Raw genomic sequence first — 20,328 nt, forward strand, 5'->3', positions numbered from 1 at the left:
TATAAAACAAGGGAAAATCAAGGACTTATGTATAAAAAATACCCTTTTTTGGGTAATTGATTTTGTATTTAAATACGTCTTTGAAAAGAATTATTTTAGGCCTGGGAGTGCATTAAATGAATTAAAAAAGTGTGGTGCCTACATAAAAATAAGGGTATCAACTTCTTCATTTAACAAAAAAAGTGTTGATTTAGGTCAACACTTTCAGGGGTTAAGGAACAGCTATATTCCTACTAATTCACTCTATCTGTAATCTTTTCCCAGGATGGATGCCAGTTCTTTTCTGGCAAAGAAAATACGGCTCTTGACCGTTCCCAGCGGAAGATTGAGTTGTTCTGCTATTTCGTGGTACTTATATCCTTTATAGTGCATTAAAAACGGGATACGCAGCTCATTGGATATCTTCAGCAGCGCATTCCTGATGTCATTCATGACAAATGAACGCTCTCCGGCATTGCTGATGGCAGAAGATGCATTGAGGTAGTATAAATTATCCGTACTGTCTATAATCGTACTGCGTTTGGCTTTCTTGCGGTAGTCATTGATAAAGATATTTTTCATGATGGTAAACAGCCAGGCACGGATGTTTGTCCCTTCCTGGAATTTATCTTCATTGGTCAATGCCCGTACGATGGTTTCCTGTATCAGGTCTTCGGCATCATTCAGATCCCTTGTTAAGCGCATTGCATGAGGCTTAAGTATGCTGTTAGCCATTTTAACTTCTGATTGAAAATTGAGTTGTTTCATTTTGTTTAACTTTTGTGGTGTAATATTAAACAATAAAATCGATAGTCAATGTTAAATTATTCTAAATTTTTTCTATAAACTGCAGCAAGGTGCTTATATCTGTCATTTTCATGACATTAGGAGGGAGTGTTCCTTTGAAATGGCGTATCTGATATCCGGAAAGTATGATTTGAGACGAATGAAAATTCTTAGAAAGGAGCTGCAGGTACTTTTTGAGCATTTCCCCTTTTGGATGAACCGTAAAATTGCTGAGCAGATAATCAGGCTGATGATGGTGAAACACGGAAATCAGATCATGAACCGGAATATTCAATCCGATATACATGACATCGTGATTTCTGGATTTCAACAGATAATAACTAAACAGCAGCGCCAGTTCATGGATTTCATTTTCCGGTGTGAATAAGAGAAATTTTTTAGCATTGGGTTTCAATTCTTTAGGATGCGCATCGATATTTACTATCAGCTTCTGTCTGATCAGGTTACTGATGAAATGCTCGTGTACAGGCCTTATACTGCCTGTCACCCAAAGATTACCGATCTTTTCCAGGAACGGGAAAATGATCTGAATAATCGTTTCTTCAAATCCAAGGCGCAGAATAGAATCAGAAAATATTTTAGTAAATGAAAATTCATTCAGGTCGATCATTGCCAGTACCAGAGCATTTATCTGACTGTCATGATCCAATTTCAAACTGGTTATCCTTTTCACTTCCCTTTCAATCATTTCCTGTGAAAGAGCCGCAATTTTGGAAATCTTAAACCCGTTTTGATTTAATAATGAAACATTGAGGATATACCGCAGTTCGGCATCCGTGTAATAACGGATGTTGGTATCTGTTCGTTGTGGTTTCAGCATTCCGTAACGCTGTTCCCAAACCCGAAGCGTATGTGCTTTGATGTTACTCAGTTGCTCCAGGTCTTTTATACTGTACCTATGGAAGGTTGGTAATCTTTTCTGCATACAATTGTTGTTTAAATATAATGCTAATTTTCTTAAACAAAATACTAAAGACTAAACATAAGTAAATTTAAGTTGTTCAAATCAAATGGTGTTAATTATTTTAGTACTTTTAGCTGTATAATTCTAAACAGTATAAATTTTAATTATGAATTCACCCTATTTTACAGAAGAACACGAATTATTCAGACAAAGTGTCCGGCAATTTGTAGAAAAAGAAATCATGCCCTTTGGCAACCAATGGGAAAAAGATGAAAAAATATCCCGTGATTTATTTATCAAACTGGGTGAGCAGGGATTTTTAGGCATCAACCATGATGAGGCGTATGGCGGTTCTAAGGCTGATATTTTTTATACCTGCGCCTACCTGGAAGAACTGGCCAAAAGCAGCTATGCCGGCGTTTGTGCCGCTGTCAGCGTGCATCAGTATATGGCTGTCAACCATATTGCTGAAGCGGGCAGCCCTGCATTAAAGGAACGTTTTCTTCGGCCATCCATTGATGGCAGAAAAGTAGGCGCCATAGCCATCACAGAACCGTTTGGAGGCTCCGATGTTCAGGCTATGCGGACCACCGCACGAAAGGAAGGGGATTATTATATCATCAATGGTTCCAAGACATTTATTACGAACGGACATTTTTGTGATTTTGCTGTCGTTGCCTGTAAAACAGACAGCAATGCCGGCATAAACGGAATCAGTCTGATTGTAGTAGAAAGAGGAACGGAAGGATTCACATCTTCTCAATTAAAGAAAATAGGATGGCACTCCTCTGACACCGGCGAACTTGCTTTTGATAATGTAAAGGTGCCTGTATCTAACCTTGTAGGAAAAGAAGGTATGGGATTCTTTTACATCATGGAAAGCTTTCAGATAGAAAGACTGGTGGCCGGAATATTGGGAATCGGTGGTGGTGAAGCCTGTCTGGAAACCACACTAAAATATATGAACGAACGGGAAGTGTTTGGAAGGCCTATTAAAAAATATCAGGTACTCCGACATGAGATGGTTCAACTTTATACAGAACTGGAAGCTGGAAGACAAATGACCTACAACGCCTGCAGGATGTTTCAGAATGGAGAGGTGCCTGTCAAGGAAGCATCCATGGTAAAGCTGTACATGACTGAATTAGGAAATAAGATAGTAGATAAATGTCTTCAAATGTTCGGCGGTTACGGCTATATGGAAGACTTTCCGATTGCGCGTGCCTACCGGGATGCGAGGGTTGGAACCATTGTAGGAGGCACAACACAAATCATGCGGGAAATCTTATCAAAGATAATCATAGATGATGTCCGTTACAAGAAGGTTTACAGCAACCCTGACGAAACAAGATCTACTGCTGCTGCATCAAACGATGAAAAAAGCTGGGGTAATCCGCAGACTGCCAAAGAAATCATCCTATCCATACCTTTACGAATCAAGAAAGATAAAGCTTCCGCTTACTCTACCGTTTTTCAGTTTGACCTCTCCGGAGAAAATGGCGGGCAATACACATTAATTGTAAACGATGGAGATGCCAGGATTGAAGAAGGTTTACAGGGAACACCTGAGTGTATCGTTACAACAGATGCCAAAGTTTATGAAGACATTGAACTGGGGCGATTGGATCCAACGATGGCATTTATGGGCGGACAGATTCGTGTCAGTAATATTGGAGCCATGATGCAATTCGCCAAATATTTTCACAGGATATAACAGCCTGTTAAAAAAAGAAGGCTCAGCATTTGCTGAGCCTTCTTTTTTAATTTAAACTAAAATCCAGATATTACTGAATAATGATATTCTGAACTGCAAATCCTTCTTCCCCGATAATACTCAAGAAATAAGCACCTTTTTCAATTCCGTTAAGATTAATTCTCTTTGAATTATTCCCTATTCTCAAGGTAACATCTTCTTTCAAAATCACCTGACCCGTCAGATTGTAGACAGATAAGCTATAGTTCTTATTCTTTGCAGAATAAAATCTGATTTCAAATTCCCCGTTGTTAGGGTTTGGACTAACCGTAAAGGTGATATCAAGTTTATTTACCGTAATTGCTGTCAGAGAAGCGTTAAAGTTTGCTGATATCTGTGATGGACAGTTGTTACTAATCACTTTTACCGTATAAACACCTGAACTCGTAATCTTAAAGGAAGGAACAGAGGTAGTTGCCTGCAATACACCACCCTTATACCACTCGTAAGAAGCGCCGACTACAATGGTGCTGCTGTATAACGTATCATTACTTTGGGTAATAGCCGGTGTCGCAGGGGTTGAGTTTACCGTCACTGTAGCTACTGCCGTTTTACTGCAGGATCCCGTACTTCCCGTCACCGTGTAAGTTGTTGTATTTGACAATGCCGGTGTCGTCGCAGGGTTGCCGCTCAAGCCGCCCGTCCAGGTGTATATCGTCGCTCCGTCTGCCGTCAGGGTCGCTGTATTGCCCGAACAGATTGTCGGGGAGTTCACCGTTACCGTTGGCAAGGCCGTCACCGTAACCGTCGCTATCGCTGTTCCTGTGCACGCTCCACTGCTTCCCGTCACTGTATATGTCATCGTTCCTGTTAAAGCCGGGGTTGTTGCAGGGTTGCCGCTCAGTCCGCCTGTCCACGTGTAGCTCGTGGCTCCGTTTGGTGTCAGCGTCGCCGTCTGACCCGCACAGATTGTCGGGGAATTTACCGTCACATTTAAGCCGGACGAGACGTTCACCGTGGCTACCGCCGTATTCGTACATCCGCTCGCCGTACCTGTTACCGTGTAGGTCGTCGTATTCGTTAAGGCAGGTGTCGTCGCCGGATTACCCGTAAGTCCGCCTGTCCAGGTATAACTCGTCGCACCGCCGGCCGTCAGCGTCGCTGTCTGACCGGAACAGATTGTCGGGGAGTTCACCGTTACCGTTGGCAATGGTGTTACCGTGACCGTCGCTACCGCCGTTTTACTGCAGCCGCCCGCTGTGCCCGTTACCGTATAGGTGGTCGTTCCTGTTAAGGCAGGGGTGGTCGCAGGGTTACCGCTCAAACCGCCTGTCCATACATAGCTCGTTGCGCCGTTTGCAGTCAGCGTCGCTGTCTGGCCCGAACAGATTGTCGGGGAGTTCACCGTAACCGTCGGCAAGGCCGTCACCGTAACCGTCGCTACGGCTGTCTTACTGCAGCCACCCGCTGTTCCCGTTACCGTATACGTAGTTGTACTCGTCAATGGAAGTGTCGTCGCCGGATTGCCGCTCAAACCGCCTGTCCATACATAGCTGGTCGCTCCGTTTGCCGTCAACGTCGCTGTCTGACCCGAACAGATTGTCGGGGAGTTCACCGTTACCGTTGGCAAGGCCGTAACCGTAACCGTTGCTATCGCTGTTCCCGTACAGCCACCTGTCGTGCCTGTTACCGTGTAGGTGGTCGTAGTCGTTAAAGCAGGCGTCGTCGCAGGATTGCCGCTTAGTCCGCCTGTCCACGTGTAGCTCGTGGCTCCGTTTGGTGTCAGCGTCGCCGTCTGACCCGCACAGATTGTCGGGGAATTTACCGTCACATTTAAGCCGGACGAGACGCTCACCGTGGCTACCGCCGTATTCGTACATCCGCTCGCCGTACCTGTTACCGTATAGGTCGTAGTTGAAAACAAGGCAGGTGTCGTCGCCGGATTACCCGTCAGTCCACCTGTCCAGGTATAACTCGTCGCTCCGCCGGCCGTCAGCGTCGCTGTCTGACCGGAACAGATCGTCGGAGAGTTCACTATTACGCTTGGCAATGGTGTCACTGTGACCGTCGCTACCGCTGTTTTACTGCAGCCGCCCGCTGTGCCCGTTACCGTATAGGTGGCCGTTCCTGTTAAGGCAGGGGTAGTCGCAGGGTTACCGCTCAAACCGCCTGTCCAGGTATAACTCGTCGCTCCGCCGGCTGTCAGCGTCGCTGTCTGACCCGAACAGATTGTCGGGGAGTTCACCGTTACCGTTGGCAATGCCGTCACGGATACCGATGCAACTGCCGTATTGCTGCAGCCATCTGCTGTGCCTGTTACCGTATAGGTGGCTGCACTTGTTAAGGCGGGTGTCGTCGCCGGATTGCCGCTCAAACCGCCTGTCCATGTGTAGCTGGTCGCTCCGTTTGCCGTCAGCGTCGCCGTCTGGCCCGAACAGATTGTCGGGGAGTTCACCGTAACCGTCGGTTTCGATTTAACACGAATCGTCTTACTAAACGGTGCACTTCCATTGCCTGCCTTATAAGCCCTTAAGGTGATCGTATAGGTACCGGGGTACTGAAAACTGAACTCACGGTCGTGGTGGAGGTAGAAGTGGAGGGTGTTCCGCCATTTATCGTCCACCGGACAGAGTCCGGGCTGCCGCTCGATGCCGTAGAGGTATTCGTAAACACTAAACTGCCCCCTATGCATACCGTCGAATCACTCATGGTGAAGGAGGCCGTTGCGGTTGGCGTCGTAGGTGACGGACTCTTAACATTAATATTATCAATATAGATAGAATGTCCGTAGCCTCCGTAATTTCTGAAAATGATTTGAACATTTGGTTTGTTCAGGTAACCGGCAGGAATAACCACTGAGTCGGTTCTCCACTGATTTGCAGCCGGATAAAATTCCTCCCCTTGTCCGGGCATTACCGTAGCCAAGGCACTATCCCCTTTTCTGTAGATACTTTGAGTCGTGGATTGGCAGTTATCTGTAATCAAGACTTCCAGGGTATCCCAAATCCATTTAGGGTTTGGCTGCTGCAAGCCAATACCTGTTCCTGACGCATTGTAATAAGGAGCATGAGAAAGATCGAATTTAAGTTTTGCATCCGTAACACCCGATAAGTTAATCTTGTACGTCATGATGTCATCCTTCTTTAACTGGGCATCTAATGTAGTATTATCAAATTTCATGGTGCGGTTACCAACACCATAAGCACTGTAACCATTAACTGCTTCCCAGTTGATTAACTGATTGCCATTTCGATTAACGGTTTCCCATCCAACAGGCGGAAAAAAAGCTCCTTCAAAATCTTCCACCAATGGGAATGCCCCGGTAGATGAAATGGAAACACTGATATTTTTTGTTAAAACGTCTGTCCCTCTTGAATTCGTCACCGTCAGCGTAACAGATTTTAACCCGCCGGATGTATATGTTACCTCAGGAAATCTTGCAGATGAAGTTGAAGGCGTCCCCCCGGGAAATGACCACGACCAGGTTGTAGGGCCGGAAGCATCGTACCAGAATAAAGATTTATTGATAAATTTAATCGTTTTGGAAGTACAAAGCACCTGAGTTTTAACAGAATCAGAAAAATCAGCGATTGGAGGCGGTGCCGTTGTGTTGCAGGCAGTGGAAGTTTTTAACGGAATTCTGAATTGTCCGGTATTCATGGCCGTCCACATCCTGTCTTTCTGACCTAATGTAAACATGTTGTATACATTATCGTTTACATAATCCATATAGTTCATGAACATATCCCCATTTACACCATTACCGCAGGTATTTGCTCTGTTGGGGTAGGTAGGTGTACCGTAATTTTCTATAGACTGATTGGGTGTGTCATCACAATAATCACTGCCCAGACATGTACGGGCATCCGTATAAGGCAACGTATTTCCTAAAGAATCCCTTCCGTCATCTCCCCAAATATGTCTCAGACCTAACCAGTGACCTAACTCGTGACAAACAGTGCCTCCATTATTATAAGGAACTGCTGTAACACCTCCTGTTCCAAAAGCCTGTCTTACGCAAACAACCCCATCATTATAATCGTAACCGGTTCCGCCACCTAATCCATCTAATGTAGTGGTGGTCGGGAACGTTGCATAAGCCAAAACGCCACCTGACATTCCTGGTACAACCCATAAATTACAATAGTATTTGGGATTCCAGATGGTAGCCGGTTTTAGGGTGTCTTCAATATAGGATCTTCTCCATACAGACGAACTTCCCGGCGCGGGTAAATTTACCACCCTGGTGTTAATCCGGTTAATTCCGGGTTCTGCTAAAGGGTTACCATTAGGGTCGAAATTAGCCTGACACCATTTAATTTTAGTATTCGCCTTTAACGGCAGGAATGCTGCGGGTATGTTGCCTATGTAAGCACTATTACCGGCAAAATTTGCGTTTAATACAGGAAACTGTCCGTCTACCTGCGCTTTTGAGATGTTGTAGGTTGTACCTGGCGCAGGGTTGGAAATAGAATAAAAACAAACGTGAACAATTACCGGAATCGTTACAGAATCATCTGCCATATTCCTGGAGGTTGTTCTATCCAGCATATACGTTGCCAAATTCCGCTGGAAGTCATTTTCCCATTCTAATCCGGGAGCGACTGTTCCGCATTTTTCATCATGATTTGTATGCTTAGTGTTGGCTATGGTACGGGTTGAAAGACTGCTGACCAACATCAATACTAGTACAAGTAGTAAATTATTTTTCATAAAAATTTATTTTTCAACTCAAATATACTTTTTTAGCTTAAATTTTTTAAAAAAAACGAAGTAATTAACATTATTTTCATCTCAATATTAGAAGCAAGGCAGAATAATTCCGAAAAATCAAATAATTTGCTCCATGAATCACCTTCAGTACGAAACATCCCCATACCTGCAGCAGCATAAGAACAATCCGGTGGATTGGTTTCCATGGTCGGCAATTGCTTTGGAAAAGGCATTTAACGAACAAAAACTCCTCCTCATTTCTGTCGGCTATGCAGCCTGCCACTGGTGTCATGTAATGGAGCATGAAAGTTTTGAGGATCAGGATGTGGCAAAAGTCATGAATGATTTCTTTGTATCTATAAAAGTAGACAGGGAAGAACGTCCGGATATTGACCAGATATATATGAACGCAGCCATGATTATAACCGGACAGGGCGGATGGCCGCTGAATGTAATTGCTTTACCAGACGGGAAACCTGTTTTTGCAGGAACCTATTTTCCAAAAGCAAACTGGATAAAAGTGCTCACCTATTTTTTTGAATTATATCAAAGGGAACCGCAAAAGCTGACTGAACAGGCAGAAAGGATTACACAAGGGTTACATGAAATCGAGCATATCCCTTTGTACAAAACCGAGAGGAATATTGACGAAAATCTCCTGCACATCCTATGGGAAAACTGGAAAGATAAAGTAGACTTTGAATGGGGCGGTAAAAAGGGCGCACCAAAGTTTATGATGCCGAATAATTACGAATTCCTGCTCCGATATCTTTTTCAAACCAAAAACACGGAGGTGGGTGAAGCCATCAAAACCACACTAAAGAGATGGGCATTTGGCGGGTTGTATGATGCAGTAGGCGGAGGGTTTGCAAGATACAGTGTGGACAGCTTTTGGAAGGTGCCGCATTTTGAAAAGATGCTGTATGACAACGGCCAGCTGCTCAGCGTTTATGCACATGCCTATCAGATTACTAAAAGGCCATTATACAAACGGGTTGCTGAAAAAACAACCGGCTGGCTGGAGCGTGAGATGACGGATATAAGCGGCGGCCTTTACTCGTCCCTAGATGCAGACAGTGAAGGCGTGGAGGGGAAATTTTACTGCTGGGAGGAAGCAGAATTAAAAGAAATAGCAGGCAATGATTTTGATTTGTTTGCTGAAGTGTACAACATAGATTCTAAAGGGAATTTTGAACATGGCATGAATGTATTGTTTCGCACGAAAGACCATGAATATTTTATGGAAAAATACAAGATTACAAATGAAGCATTTCAGCAGAAACTTGAAACACTTCACCGTCAGTTATTTGAAATGCGTACAAAAAAGATACGCCCGAATACCGATGACAAAATACTGACGGAATGGAATGCCATTGCAGTAAAAGGTCTGGCGGACGCTTATAAGGCATTTGGAGATGAAATGTATTTGAACAAAGCGGTCCGAACGGCAAACTTCATTTTACAACATTGCAAAAAAGAAGATTACCGGCTGGAAAGAAACTATAAAAACGGCCAGTCATCCATCAACGGCTTTTTACAGGATTATGCCTTTCTCATCGATGCATTAATCGCTTTGCATCAGGTAACGTTAGAAGGAAATTACCTGACGGAAGCTCTTCACTTCACAGAATATGTGCTGAATCATTTTTACAATACCGAAAACGGCATGTTTCACCTTACCTCCGACCAAGATGCAGCCTTAATCACCAGAAGTACCGACAGCAGCGACAATGTCATACCGTCAGGCAACTCTGCCATGGCAAAAAACCTATTATTGCTGTCAAAATATTTTGACAAGCCTGAGTACGAACAAATGAGCCTGACCATGCTGAATAATATGCTGGATGATGTGCTGAAAAACCCCATTTACTATTCCAACTGGGCAATTGTACTGGATATGCATTTGAACCTGAACAAAGAACTGGTGATTATGGGTAAAGATGCCGTTGAAAAGGCAAAAAAAATCAACCGTCATTATTTACCAAACGTATTAATCACCGGAAGTATAGAAATGAGTGATCTGCCATTAATGAGCGGCCGATACCGGGAAGGCAGGACTTTGTTCTATATCTGTGAAAATAAAAGCTGTGGATTGCCATCCGATAATATTGAAGAAACTGTACATTTACTCATGAAATAAAATGGCAGCATTGGATTCACCTGAATTATTTTTCTCATGAAGATTCTCATCACCGGCATTACCGGCTTAATCGGGCACCACCTGATGGAAGTATTGCTTCAAAACGGCTACACCGATATTCGCGGACAGTATTTTTCGAATCGAAATACGGATCCGTATACTTCCAAAGGATTAGAAATGATTCAGGCAGACATTTGCAATGAACATGCCTTGAAAGATATAACCAAAGGATGTGAGGCTGTTGTTCACACAGCAGCAAAAGTGATAGACCATGGCAGCAAAAAGGATTTTTACGACGCCCATTTTCACGCCACCGATTACTTACTCAAGGATGCCTTTCACCATAAAGTCAAACATTTCATTTATGTGAGTTCTGTCGGAGTGGCATCCGGCATCAACCGAAATAAAATCATTCCGGACGAATCAACACCCCTTGTCAAAACAGGCGTTTATTATGATGATGCCAAGATAGATACGGAACGGCTGGTGAAAGACTTTTGCAAAATACACAACCTGTTTTACACCATCATACGTCCTTCTGCCGTAATAGGAAAGGGAAGCGTATGGGTAACCGAACCATTAAAGCGGATAGATACCCCTGTTGGATTAAAACTCATCGAAGGCGGAAAACATCCTGCCTGCCTGATAGATGCAGAAAATCTGGCGAACGGGATATTCAAATGCATCACCCATGAAGCGGCACATAATCAAACTTACTTTTTCTCAGACGACTGGGACATTTCCTGGAAACAATACCTGACAGACCTGGCTGCAATGAAAAACAAAACCGTCGGCAGCTCCATACCTTTCCGGATTGCCTATACGGCAGCGAGCATTGCGGAAGCAGTATTCCCGCTTTTCGGCAAAATACCACCGCTTGCTAAAAAGTCTGTAAAAGCAACGGGTACCAACCGTACCGTTTCCACGGAAAAAGCCCGGAAAGAACTGGGATGGAAGTCTGCCATAACTTATGAAGAATCGATGAAAAGAATTAAACAGAGTTTAGAATAACCTATATCCCATCAGCGCAGCAACTGTTCCATCTTATTAATCATTTTTTCGCTGTACCAGTCTTTGCCTTCCTTTTTGACCAATATCACCTTTCCATCTTTATCCAGGAGAAAGGTAGTGGGATACCGTCGTATCCCCATTTCTTTCAGTTTCGTTTCGCTCCTTAAAAAAATGAATTCTACATTCAGGTACCTCTTCATCTCGTTGACAAGCCCGAATGACTCATCTGATATCATTATGATCTTTAGCTGCCCGTTAAATCGCAGCTGCAGCTTTTTTAAATCGTCCATTTCACGTCTGCAATCACCGCACCACGTTTGAAAAAATGAAAAGATCCGGACCGTATTTTTATATTTGTCCGGTGTAACCACCTGATTTTGCTCATCGTACAAGACCGTTTTATCAAGGGGCAGCTGTTTGTGATTAAAAACCACAAAGTACAATACATTTGCAATTGCTATCACTAAAAAAACGGGGATAAATCTTCTCTTCATGATTTTTTAATTAACAATCCGATTTAATAATTGTTCTGCATTTTTTAGATTATCAAAAATGCCGTATAGCCTATCTTTTCTTTTCCCTATATCCTCTTCTGTAAATGTTTTTTGCATGTAATCACCAATGGTAGCCGAATTGAAATTTTCGGAAATATTGACGGTACCGCCTGACAACTCATTTCCGTGCAAAGCGTTATCATTGACAAATACAAATCTGCCTGAATACAACGAATTGATGAGTTTCAGCTTCACACCGGATGGATTGGCAGCCAATGCAAGGCAAATATGCGCTCCCTGAATAAGCTTCTTCAGATCTGCATCAGACGGATCGGAAACGATTCGGATATTCGGTTTATCTTTCACAAAATCCAGCAGTAGCTCATCCGGTTTTTTTCCGGCCAACACGACGGGATACCTGCAGTCTTTCAGTTCATGATTCAACAAGTCTATTACCAGCATGTAATTATCCAGTATCGACAGATTGCCATGATACAACAGATAATCCCCCTTGCCGGGCAGGCATTCTACGGTTTCGTTTTGATGAAATACATTTTCAAAAGAGACCTCCTTATTCGGAAACTTATCTTTGTAATACTCCGTATCTGTTATGGATAAACAGGACAATACATCTGCGAACACCAGATTTTTATCATATCTGCGCAGTTTCTTATACTCTGTAAAATAAAATATCCGTTCTTTCAACGTAATAGCCGAATGAAACAGCACACTATAGTACATCCATTCAATGTTATGAAGCCGCACGATTTTCTTTCGGTGTCTTATTGCAGGATGGCTGATGAATCCGGTCGTATGTGTGGCATCAAATAGTATCGGAAAATCATTTGACAGCAGATTCCGAAGCAAATCTTCCGATTTCCTGGATTTCACTACAAAAGGTGTATCCGTAAAAATATCCTTCAGTCTTCTCTTGCGTTCATAATAAAATATCTTTTCACAATATTTCTCCAGTTCCGGCTGTGGCTTTCTTTCACCGTAAACAAAACAATGCAAATGAATTTTCACACCAAGCCGGTACAGGGATTTTAATTTATAGAATTCCTCGATAGCACCACCGTAATCCGCAGGCAGCGGAACATCAAAGCATATAATATTCAAGGAAACAACCTCAGGCATTACGTGTCAGATTTTTATAGATTTCCAGCAGCTTAGGTTGTTCTTTCTCCCAATTTAATTCTGCTGCCGCCTTCAGGCAATTTTGATGAAGCTGCCCGTACAATTCTCTGTCGTTCAATAATTTCCGGATAGCCGTTTCAATTTTCTCCACCGAAAGTTCATCTACAATGAGTCCTATCTGATATTGCCTGTTCAATTCAATATATTCGGGAAACCCGATTAAAATCTGCGGGATACCTGCTTGTATATAATCAAAGGTCTTATTGCCTAAGGAGTAATAATAACTCAGCCCTCTGTTTTCCAACAGATTTATGCCGATATAGGCCTGTTCTGTAATTGCCTTTAATTTATCAGGTGTTTGTTTACCCAGCAGCTTAACCTTTTGCTGCAGTTTCAGTTTTTGAATACTGGCAGTAACATACTGCATCTCATCCCCGTCTCCGGCAATATAAAACGGAATGCCGTCTATCTTCAACATTGCCAGGAGCATCTCATTCAGCCCTCTCCCGATATTCACCGCACCCTGATATAACAGATAAGTTGGATGACCGGTATCTTTCATCGGTACCGCCGTTTTACATTTATGAGGCAAATTCCTGATTACTTTACAGCCGGTGTGATATTTTTTATTAAATAAATCAGCGATAGACTGCGTAACGGTATAGTGCGCATCCGTATTTGGCACCAGTAATTTCTCCATCAGATGCCAAAAAGACTGTTTAAACGATTTACCAATCAGTTCGGGGCTTTCCGGAAAATATTCATGCGCATCATACACCCTCTTTTTTCGCTTCAGTTTACCAGCCAATACACCCGCAGGCAAGGTATCCAGATCGCAGCTGCAGATCATATCAAACTGATTGAGCAGTAAAAAGAAGAAAAGTCGGATATTGAATTCCGCATAAAACAAAAATCCTTTGTTAAAGAAACATTTCAGACGGGTCTGTAAAAACGGGAAATGACCGACGGGTTCAGAATCCTTTTGAATGCGGCCAACCAATTCCACAAAAAAACCATTCTGCTGCAGTGCCGAACATATGCGGTGCATACGCCTGTCAAAGACCAGATCATTGGTTACTGTGAAAATAATTTTTTCAGACACGCTTCAGTTCATTTTGATCATTCATAACAACAAGTTTCTCATCCAGCAAAAAACGAATCACCTCTTTGTATAAAGCAGCGGCAAAATGAGCATTTTGAGGCAACAGGTCGTCCACCTTTATCCAATCATTATCCGTTTTTTCCAATAGTTCCTTTTTAGCCTGGCTGAAATTAGTATCTTGCTCTAATTTCCGCCTATTTTCTAGGCAAATATCGCATTTTCCGCACGGCACCACCTTTTTTTCTCCAAAATAACTACAAATCAGCACCTGCCGGCAATCTGTGCTTTGCTCCACATAGTTCAACATTGCCTCCATTTGCTCTTCATTCACTTTTTTACGCTGCCGGATATATTGTGTATTCAGGTACAGATTACTTTCATGCATCCGCTCCGTCAGCAGCGTTATGGTAGGCTGGTCGCTGGATGGTATATAGGTTAATACTTTATTTTTATGAAGATGTTTCAGCTGCTTCACCACTTCCTTTTCATCCAGTTTTGCCAGTTTGGCCAGTTCCTTTTCACTGACTTTTGCATAGTGGTCAATTATACCGCCATATGTTCGCAGCAGTGATTTTATCAGAGGTGCATAGGCTGCATTAGCCACTTCAAAACGGTATAATGCCAGTTTATCCACCCTGAATATCGCCCTTGACGGCATCAGCACTCCTTCGCTTAACTGGAGATAATTTTCCTGCTCCAAAATTTTCAGGCAATTATACACCAATGCAGATTCCAATTTGAAGGAATGGGAAAAATGAGCCATATCAAACGGATAGGTCATCCTATTACCGCTTTCGACAGCCACACCCAGATAATTTCCCAGCGAATTGTATACTTTTTTAATCGCTTCAACCGGTGGAAATTTCTGCTTCAGTTTTTCACCCAGGTTATCCAAATCGCTTTGCGTATAAAATAAAACGGCATAGGATAATCTGCCATCGCGTCCGGCCCTGCCCGCCTCCTGATAATAGGATTCGAGATTTTCCGGCACATCGAGATGTATGACAAACCGAACATCCGGCTTGTCGATTCCCATTCCGAATGCATTGGTACAAACCATTACCGGTTTCTTATTTTGCAGCCAGTTATCCTGTTTCAGGCTTCGCTCTCTGGTACTCAACCCGGCATGATAAAAATCCGCTTTAATTTTGTTTTTCTGCAGATACTCCGCCACGTCCTTTGTCTTGTTTCTATTTCGGACATAAATGATGCCGCTGCCGTTTAATTTTTGTATAATTTCCAGCAGCTTGGGATATTTCGCTTCTTCTTTTCTTACGACAAAACTCAGGTTATCCCGAATAAATGATTTTTTGAAAACAGCATATCCCTTCCTGAACTTCAGTTTGTCAACAATATCCTCCTGGACAGCGGGCGTTGCAGATGCCGTTAAAGCTAAAACCGGCACTTTAGGATGAAACTGCCTGATTTCAGCAATTTCCAGATAGGGCGGTCGAAAATCATATCCCCACTGTGAAACACAATGCGCCTCATCCACTGCAATAAGACACACGTTCATTTGCTTAAAACGCTCGATGAAGATATCCGTCTTTAAGCGCTCCGGCGATACGAATAAAAATTTGTAATACCCAAACTGGCAATTATCCAGAATCATGTCAATTTCGTGATAGGTTAACCCGCTGAATACGGCCGCCGCTTTGACCTCTCTTCTTTTGAGATGGAATACCTGGTCTTTCATTAAAGCAATCAACGGAGAGACCACTACACAAATCCCCTCCTGCATCAGTGCCGGCACCTGAAAGCAAAGCGATTTGCCGCCGCCGGTAGGCAGCAGCGCCATAGTATCTTTTCCTTCTAAAACAGACTGGATGATCTCCAGCTGGGGTGTCCGAAATTCATCGAACCCGAAGTACTTTTTCAATATATCATGCCGGGTAGTCACTTTCTGTCAAAAATACAATATGAAACAGGAAAATTGATATCTATATTGATATTTATCATACGGCTATTAAAAAGGAATTTGTATTTTGGAATACAATCCAATAAAATGAAAATTGAAGAAAGCGAACTGATACTCAACCCGGATGGCAGCATTTATCATTTAAACATCTTGCCGGAAGATATAGCTGAGACCATCTTTCTGGTGGGCGACCCGGACCGGGTGGAAGAAGTGTCCCGCTATTTTGATAAAATTGAAGTTAGGAAACAAAAGCGCGAATTTGTAACCCATACGGGTTATTTAGGCAATAAACGACTTACCTGTCTTTCCACCGGTATAGGCACCGATAATATCGATATTGTAGTGACGGAATTAGATGCATTGGTCAACATGGATCTAAGCACCCGAACGGCAAAAAGTATCCTGACATCCTTGAATTTAATCCGAATCGGCACTTGCGGGTCTCTGCAGCACGACATTCCGGTGGATAGTTTTTTAGCTAGCGAATATGGTGTCGGACTGGATGGCTTACTGGGATTTTACAATTTTGAAGTCTCCGAAGAAGACAGTCAATTTTTAGAACCTATTGTACCTGTTGTCAGAAACCTGGGTGTGCACCCTGTGATTGTCAAAGGTTCTGACAGTTTGCTCAACTCGGTTGCCAAAGATATGCGAAAAGGCGTTACGCTCACCAATTGCGGATTTTACGGTCCGCAGGGCAGGACAGTGCGCATTGCACCGAAAGACAAGAAATACATCGACGAATTATCTGCCATCGTGTTACCCGGCGGGAGGAAGCTGACCAATATGGAAATGGAGACATCCGCCATTTACGGCATGAGTAAACTGTTAGGTCATCATGCCTTGTCCTGCAATGCCATTTTAGCGAACAGGGTAGACGGCACGTTCAGCAATGACCCTCATGGGGCAACGGACAAACTGATACGCCATATATTGGACAAGATAGTAAGTGTCTGACTAATAACAATAAAAAAACTGCTGGTTCGGGTTTAGTTTTTTAAGAAATAACTCCAGGGACTTCTTTTTGGGTTCATCCAGGTCAAACTGTACATTCTGATTCCAGTATTCTTTCACATCAAAGTACGGCGAGTTGAAAGCTGTATATGTATCCACAATTTGATTTCTGGTACTCAATCCTATCTGAAGGGCTGCATTGAAATCATCCAGGAATCCATTATCGATTTCTTTATTGCTCACCCAGGCAGCAAACACAAACGGCAATCCGGTATGTTGTTTCCATGCTGCGGACAAATCGTATTCAAAGCGGTGTTTACCCATGTGTTCAATTGCGCGGTCGCCGATAATTACGGCAGCAATATTATTTTTTATGGACTTTTCAAATCCTTCGAGTGCCGGAAGAAAAGCCACCTCCTTTTTCCAGTATTCCCGCATCAGCAACTGCACCAGTAAAACGGAGGTCCTGGATTGATAATCGAGGTAAACGGTATTGATTTCTTCGAGCGGCACATTGGAAAACAAACACACCGTTTTCACATTTCCATCGGCACCGATACAAAACGGAGACACGATCTGCGGATATTGCAGCTGGGGGATAACAGCTACCGGCACCAATCCGATATCCGCCTCATTGTTCAATAATTTCTGCGCACAAACAGCCGGTGTATCCATACTAAGCTGAATCTTATTCTTAACGGAAGAAAGATCCAGCCCGTGCAGGAAAGGCTTTGCATTCAGATAGGAAACGGCAGATATCTTTACCACAGAGCGTTTTATTTTTGTTTTTCAGCTGGAATTCCTGGATTTTCCAGATTGGCATCATTCAAATGTTCCAAATCATTTTCCTTTATTAAATCAACTTTGATTCCGTCGTATTCCAGATGATACAGACAAGTATTTTCATGTGAAAATTCATCCATTTTCGAAACCGGTTTACCCAACAATAAACAGATCAGTACCCTCAATGTTCTGCCATGCGTGCAAATCAGTATGGTTTGGTGGGCTGATTGTTTGATTTCTTCCACAAAAGGCATTACTCTATCCGCAAGGTCCTGAGCACTCTCACCACCGTCAATCTTTATGGTCAGATTTCCATTTTTCCATTCTTCGATAATGTCGTAATATGTTTTCTGTAAATCGGGATGGTGCTCCACTCCTTCAAAGATACCCCAGTCAATTTCATCAATATTCTCACGGATTTCATGTGAAATATTTTTAGTCAGAAAATGCGCGACGGTCTGATGCGTCCTTTTGAGCTTAGAGGTGTAAATAACATCAAAATCGACCGGATGGTATTTATCAAAAAAAGCCTTAGCCTGTTGTATACCGGTATCATTCAAATCAGAATTGACGCCACGTCCCTGCACCACCTGTTTGACGTTGAAATCCGTCTGACCATGGCGAATAACGTAAATTTTTTTGGGAAAATGGCTTGAATCCTGCGGCATAAATAGGTAAATCGTTGTTCAGATGCCGAAATTATAACTATTATCTCGAATAAGAAAGACCGTAAAACGGTATAAAACATTAATTAATTGCCTTTTAGAAGCCTTATATGTTATAATTATCATAATAACAGCGCCAAAATTAGAAAAGGGAAGTATAATAGCGTATCTTTGCACCAATTAAATAATTAAAATGAATAAAGGAATTGTAAAGTTCTTTAATGATTCAAAAGGTTTTGGATTTATTAAAGACGCAGAATCAAACAAAGAGTACTTCGTACACGTTAACGGCCTGATCGACAGTATCAGAGAAAACGATGAGGTAGTGTTTGAGCTGGAAGAAGGAAGAAAAGGTTTAAATGCAGTTAATGTTAAAATAGCATAATATAGCTTACCGATTACTTTTACAAGCCCCGCATTTCTGCGGGGCTTTTTTATTGCGGCTTTTGGAAGAATACGTCATTGCGTGGAACGAAGCAATCTGAATAATAATTTCATTTGTCACTTTTTGAGCCAAAAAGTACCAAAAGCTTTTATGATGTTTAAAGGCAATTTTAAAATCTATTTTTAGATTTTTAACCGCTGATAAAATAAACACAGATGCTGATGCCACGCTTCGTTTATTTTACAGCTATTGCTGAAAAACATCATAAACCTAAACCTTCTGCGGTTTGGTGGTTCATTTCAATAGAATTAAATCTTGAATTATAGAAATAATACTCTTCCTCTTCACATCAGCTAATTAACTAATTATACAACCTCGCTTTCTCCTTTTCATCTTCTTCAAAAATATAATTACTGTAATTCTGAATGACATTGTAAACGGTATCTCGTTCTATCGGTTTTCTGCCAACCGCTTTAATCAGGTTCACCAGTTCACGGGTACTCATCGCCGGATGCTGTTCTTCACTGCCGGCCATGGAATAAATCTTAGTGGTATCGTCAATCGTTCCATCCACATCGTCCACACCAAAATTCAGCGACAGCTGTGTCGTATTCCTGCCTATCATCGCCCAATAGGATTTGATGTGTTCGAAATTATCTAAATAAATTCTGGAGATGGCATAATTACGTAAATCTTCTATAATCGTGGCTTCCGGAAGGTGCTTCATCTCATTGTGCTGATTGCGAAACTTAAGCGGGATAAATGCATTGAAGCCGCCCGTCTTATCCTGCAGCTGACGCAGCCTTTCCAGGTGGTCTACCCGGTGCTCAAAGGTTTCGATATGCCCGTACAGCATCGTCGCATTGCTCGGCAGACCGATTTTGTGGGCGATTTCATGTATCTCCAGCCATTCTTGCGCGCTGCATTTTCCGCCCGCTATTTCATCCCGGATATCCGAATGAAAGATTTCAGCGCCGCCGCCCGGCATGGAATCCAACCCGGCAGCCTGCATGGCACGCATACCCTCTTCATAACTCATCTTAGCCTTTTTCAAAATATAATGATATTCGACAGGTGTCAGAGCCTTGATGTGTAAATCCGGGCGATGCGCCTTGATGGCTTTGAACAGTTCGACATAAAAATTAAAATCCTGTTTCGGTATCACCCCGCCTGTGATGTGCACTTCCGTAACGGGTTGCCCGTCGTATTTTTTAATGATGTCCAGGATATCGTCAATAGAGTATTCCCATCCCTGCTCTCTATGCTTGATTAAACGGGAATAGGAACAAAACTTACAGGTATAGACACAGATATTCGTAGGCTCCACGTGAAAGTTGCGGTTGAAATACGTATTATCCCCGTGTTTCATGTTGCGGATATAATTGGCCAGTGTTCCGACAAAACCCAACTCACCTTTCTGGTACAAGAGTACACCCTCGTCAAACGTGATTCGCTCTTTGTTTAATACTTTCTCCGCAATATTCTTGAGGGATGTATCTATTTTCAGGTTTTGAATCAATACTTCAACAACATCTGCATTGGTTATCATAATGGTTTAACAATTAAAGGTGTAATCTTGTTGTAAAAGTACATAATTGCCTGTTAATAATGAATATATTAACCACCTGGCTATATAGTCGTCT

16 protein-coding genes are annotated in these 20,328 nt (G+C 42.6%); 5 read left to right on the forward strand and 11 right to left on the reverse strand.

What is annotated here, in order from left to right; all coding sequences use genetic code 11:
* Nucleotides 1-243 precede the first annotated feature (243 nt).
* Together IPM95_05065 and IPM95_05070 are read right to left on the reverse strand one after the other, a co-directional pair.
* Nucleotides 244-747, reverse strand: coding sequence for an RNA polymerase sigma factor (locus IPM95_05065; GenBank protein MBK9328687.1), 504 nt, complete (start codon nucleotides 745-747; stop codon nucleotides 244-246).
* 61 nt (nucleotides 748-808) lie between these two features.
* Nucleotides 809-1,711 (reverse strand): MerR family transcriptional regulator, encoded by a 903-nt coding sequence (locus IPM95_05070; GenBank protein MBK9328688.1) that lies wholly within the window; start codon nucleotides 1,709-1,711, stop codon nucleotides 809-811.
* Nucleotides 1,712-1,856: 145 nt separating this feature from the next.
* Here IPM95_05070 and IPM95_05075 point away from each other — a divergent pair, with 145 nt between their 5' ends.
* A complete protein-coding gene (locus tag IPM95_05075; GenBank protein ID MBK9328689.1) occupies nucleotides 1,857-3,404 on the forward strand; it encodes an acyl-CoA dehydrogenase family protein in 1,548 nt (515 codons plus the stop codon).
* 70 nt (nucleotides 3,405-3,474) lie between these two features.
* On the opposite strand, the gene IPM95_05080 is transcribed toward IPM95_05075, so the two are convergent.
* Entirely contained in the window at nucleotides 3,475-6,075 is a 2,601-nt protein-coding gene (locus tag IPM95_05080) for a T9SS type A sorting domain-containing protein (protein ID MBK9328690.1), read from the reverse strand.
* Between the two features lie 2,154 nt (nucleotides 6,076-8,229).
* Between IPM95_05080 and IPM95_05085 the strand changes: the two genes are divergently transcribed.
* Both IPM95_05085 and IPM95_05090 read left to right on the forward strand, forming a co-directional pair.
* On the forward strand, nucleotides 8,230-10,236 hold the full coding sequence (locus tag IPM95_05085) for a thioredoxin domain-containing protein (GenBank protein ID MBK9328691.1): 2,007 nt from the start codon (nucleotides 8,230-8,232) through the stop codon (nucleotides 10,234-10,236).
* Between the two features lie 36 nt (nucleotides 10,237-10,272).
* A complete protein-coding gene (locus IPM95_05090; protein MBK9328692.1) occupies nucleotides 10,273-11,247 on the forward strand; it encodes an NAD-dependent epimerase/dehydratase family protein in 975 nt (324 codons plus the stop codon).
* 11 nt (nucleotides 11,248-11,258) lie between these two features.
* Here the strand turns inward: IPM95_05090 and IPM95_05095 are convergent, their stop codons facing one another.
* From IPM95_05095 to IPM95_05110, 4 genes are read right to left on the reverse strand one after another with little or no spacing between them, the layout of a single operon-like run.
* The gene (locus IPM95_05095) at nucleotides 11,259-11,741 is read right to left on the reverse strand and encodes a TlpA family protein disulfide reductase (GenBank protein MBK9328693.1); all 483 of its coding nucleotides are present in this window, start codon (nucleotides 11,739-11,741) and stop codon (nucleotides 11,259-11,261) included.
* Between the two features lie 6 nt (nucleotides 11,742-11,747).
* Nucleotides 11,748-12,878 (reverse strand): hypothetical protein, encoded by a 1,131-nt coding sequence (locus IPM95_05100; protein ID MBK9328694.1) that lies wholly within the window; start codon nucleotides 12,876-12,878, stop codon nucleotides 11,748-11,750.
* Nucleotides 12,871-13,980, reverse strand: coding sequence for a glycosyltransferase (locus tag IPM95_05105; GenBank protein MBK9328695.1), 1,110 nt, complete (start codon nucleotides 13,978-13,980; stop codon nucleotides 12,871-12,873). The genes IPM95_05100 and IPM95_05105 overlap by 8 nt, the downstream gene beginning before the upstream one ends.
* The gene (locus tag IPM95_05110; protein ID MBK9328696.1) at nucleotides 13,973-15,859 is read right to left on the reverse strand and encodes a RecQ family ATP-dependent DNA helicase; all 1,887 of its coding nucleotides are present in this window, start codon (nucleotides 15,857-15,859) and stop codon (nucleotides 13,973-13,975) included. Before IPM95_05110 ends, IPM95_05105 begins: the two co-directional genes overlap by 8 nt.
* A 126-nt stretch (nucleotides 15,860-15,985) precedes the next feature.
* On the opposite strand from IPM95_05110, the gene IPM95_05115 reads away from it, so the two are divergent.
* Nucleotides 15,986-16,855 carry a nucleoside phosphorylase gene (locus tag IPM95_05115; GenBank protein ID MBK9328697.1) on the forward strand — a complete coding sequence of 290 codons (870 nt, stop codon included), beginning with the start codon at nucleotides 15,986-15,988 and terminating at the stop codon, nucleotides 16,853-16,855.
* On the opposite strand, the gene IPM95_05120 is transcribed toward IPM95_05115, so the two are convergent.
* Nucleotides 16,856-17,620 carry a menaquinone biosynthesis protein gene (locus tag IPM95_05120; GenBank protein MBK9328698.1) on the reverse strand — a complete coding sequence of 255 codons (765 nt, stop codon included), beginning with the start codon at nucleotides 17,618-17,620 and terminating at the stop codon, nucleotides 16,856-16,858.
* Nucleotides 17,621-17,628: 8 nt separating this feature from the next.
* Nucleotides 17,629-18,303 (reverse strand): histidine phosphatase family protein, encoded by a 675-nt coding sequence (locus tag IPM95_05125; GenBank protein MBK9328699.1) that lies wholly within the window; start codon nucleotides 18,301-18,303, stop codon nucleotides 17,629-17,631.
* Nucleotides 18,304-18,493: 190 nt separating this feature from the next.
* Between IPM95_05125 and IPM95_05130 the strand changes: the two genes are divergently transcribed.
* The gene (locus tag IPM95_05130; GenBank protein MBK9328700.1) at nucleotides 18,494-18,685 is read left to right on the forward strand and encodes a cold shock domain-containing protein; all 192 of its coding nucleotides are present in this window, start codon (nucleotides 18,494-18,496) and stop codon (nucleotides 18,683-18,685) included.
* Between the two features lie 6 nt (nucleotides 18,686-18,691).
* Here IPM95_05130 and IPM95_05135 read toward each other — a convergent pair whose 3' ends face one another.
* Together IPM95_05135 and mqnE are read right to left on the reverse strand one after the other, a co-directional pair.
* On the reverse strand, nucleotides 18,692-18,913 hold the full coding sequence (locus tag IPM95_05135; protein MBK9328701.1) for a hypothetical protein: 222 nt from the start codon (nucleotides 18,911-18,913) through the stop codon (nucleotides 18,692-18,694).
* A gap of 133 nt (nucleotides 18,914-19,046) precedes the next feature.
* Nucleotides 19,047-20,234: an aminofutalosine synthase MqnE gene (gene mqnE / locus IPM95_05140; GenBank protein MBK9328702.1), complete on the reverse strand. Its 1,188-nt coding sequence runs from the start codon at nucleotides 20,232-20,234 to the stop codon at nucleotides 19,047-19,049.
* Between the last annotated feature and the right edge of the window lie 94 nt (nucleotides 20,235-20,328).

The sequence above is a fragment of the Sphingobacteriales bacterium genome, from assembly GCA_016719635.1.
Lineage (GTDB): Bacteria > Bacteroidota > Bacteroidia > Chitinophagales > JADIYW01 > JADJSS01.

Excerpts from the sequence above, each read along its gene's own strand:
- IPM95_05125 (MBK9328699.1), bottom strand. The coding sequence starts at position 18,303 with ATGCCGCAGGATTCAAGCCATTTTCCCAAAAAAATTTACGTTATTCGC.
- IPM95_05070 (MBK9328688.1), bottom strand. The coding sequence starts at position 1,711 with ATGCAGAAAAGATTACCAACCTTCCATAGGTACAGTATAAAAGACCTG.
- IPM95_05095 (MBK9328693.1), bottom strand. The coding sequence starts at position 11,741 with ATGAAGAGAAGATTTATCCCCGTTTTTTTAGTGATAGCAATTGCAAAT.
- mqnE (MBK9328702.1), bottom strand. The coding sequence starts at position 20,234 with ATGATAACCAATGCAGATGTTGTTGAAGTATTGATTCAAAACCTGAAA.
- IPM95_05100 (MBK9328694.1), bottom strand. The coding sequence starts at position 12,878 with ATGCCTGAGGTTGTTTCCTTGAATATTATATGCTTTGATGTTCCGCTG.
- IPM95_05090 (MBK9328692.1), top strand. The coding sequence starts at position 10,273 with ATGAAGATTCTCATCACCGGCATTACCGGCTTAATCGGGCACCACCTG.
- IPM95_05085 (MBK9328691.1), top strand. The coding sequence starts at position 8,230 with ATGAATCACCTTCAGTACGAAACATCCCCATACCTGCAGCAGCATAAG.
- IPM95_05075 (MBK9328689.1), top strand. The coding sequence starts at position 1,857 with ATGAATTCACCCTATTTTACAGAAGAACACGAATTATTCAGACAAAGT.
- IPM95_05065 (MBK9328687.1), bottom strand. The coding sequence starts at position 747 with ATGAAACAACTCAATTTTCAATCAGAAGTTAAAATGGCTAACAGCATA.
- IPM95_05080 (MBK9328690.1), bottom strand. The coding sequence starts at position 6,075 with ATGCATAGGGGGCAGTTTAGTGTTTACGAATACCTCTACGGCATCGAG.
- IPM95_05130 (MBK9328700.1), top strand. The coding sequence starts at position 18,494 with ATGAATAAAGGAATTGTAAAGTTCTTTAATGATTCAAAAGGTTTTGGA.
- IPM95_05115 (MBK9328697.1), top strand. The coding sequence starts at position 15,986 with ATGAAAATTGAAGAAAGCGAACTGATACTCAACCCGGATGGCAGCATT.